The 1,267-nt window shown below is 65.4% G+C and carries 1 protein-coding gene; it reads right to left on the bottom strand.

Annotation, left to right across the window (positions count from 1 at the left end):
• On the bottom strand, positions 1 to 526 hold a 526-nt coding region (locus EU811_RS23345; RefSeq protein ID WP_202979364.1), incomplete at its 3' end, for a hypothetical protein.
• Positions 527 to 1,267: the final 741 nt, after the last annotated feature.

Here is a 1,267-nt window from a genome sequence, read left to right as displayed (position 1 = left end):
GGTGGTGCTCGCCGGTACTCGCGGCATCGAGGATGCACAGGAGCAGCTCCGAGGCGCGGTCGAAGGCGGCCCTGCCGATGTCTTCTCCGCAGTTGGCACAGGGGCCTATGCCGGAAAGAACGGTGGACGCATACTCCCAAGTGGCCTCGCGGACAGCGTTGTCAACGAGTTCAGGGACGAGTTCGGTGAGGGGCTGTCCCTCATAGAAGAGGGTGGGGCCAGTGGAGGCGAGTTCGGCGGTGAAGCGGGTGCGGCTGGCCGGGGCGTCGGGGTCGAGGCCGCCCTCGGCGCAGAACTCGGCGTACTCCTCGGGGTCGAAGAGTGCGACGGCAGTGTGGCTGCCTTCATATGCGCGGGTCCGGAGCAGGGATTCCACCTGCCGTAGATAGGACTCGTGGTCTTCGAACTGGAAGGTGCGGTAGCGCCGCATTGCAGTGAAGTCCTGCTCGTCGGTGAGCAGGCCGATCGTGCCCGCGATTTCGCGGTGCAGGTCGTGTCGTATGGAGTGCTGTTTGGTGTTCGCCATGGTGGTCTCCTGTGCGCGGCGGTCAATGAGTACGTGGATGACTTCGAGGTCCTGCGGACGACTGACCGGGCTCAGTCTTCGGGCGAGTTCTTCTGAAGGACCCCGCTGGTCTCAGTCCGTCAGCAGAGGCGACACCTCGGAAGGCGAGCGTTGGCAGTGTGAGTGGTGAGCAACCTGCCTGGCGTCGCCGCCTTTGGCTCGCAGAGCGCAAGCTCGTAGGCGCGGTAGGGGTGAGTACGAAGGTCGACGCTTCGTCCTCGCCTCGGAGCCCGAGGACGTGTTGCGCTGGCCCGACTGAATTCGTGCGTGCCGGAGGTGCCAGATGAGCGTCGCGTTCTCGCGAGCCACCAGATCGATCGGGTCTAGCCCGGTCTGTCGGGCAACAGTCACGACGCCGCCCGACTTCGGGCTCAAGAACCGTGCGACGTCCAGCGTCCCCAGCTCCTGCAACGTCGACGATGAGGTTCTCGATCGCTCCCCGGTTGCCGTTCGTGGGAGCACGGGGCGCGGCCAGCCTCGATTAGCCGACCTCGCGCCTATCCTGTTTCGCGAGGGGCGTGGCGATGAGGAGAGGCACGCGTCTGCGTCGGGGTGTGCTACATGCTTCCCCCGCTGATCCGGTGGGTTCTGAGGGTGGCTGAGCAGATGTACTCGCCCCATTCATCGTGGGCACGCTGGCCGGAACGGTCCCAAGTGAGTGGCTTGTTACAGTCCGCGCACGTACCCGCTGGTGATCCGGGA

Origin of the sequence: Arthrobacter sp. TS-15, from assembly GCF_006964045.1 — a bacterium.
GTDB lineage: Bacteria > Actinomycetota > Actinomycetes > Actinomycetales > Micrococcaceae > Arthrobacter.
This window is presented reverse-complemented; position numbering and strand designations above follow the sequence as displayed.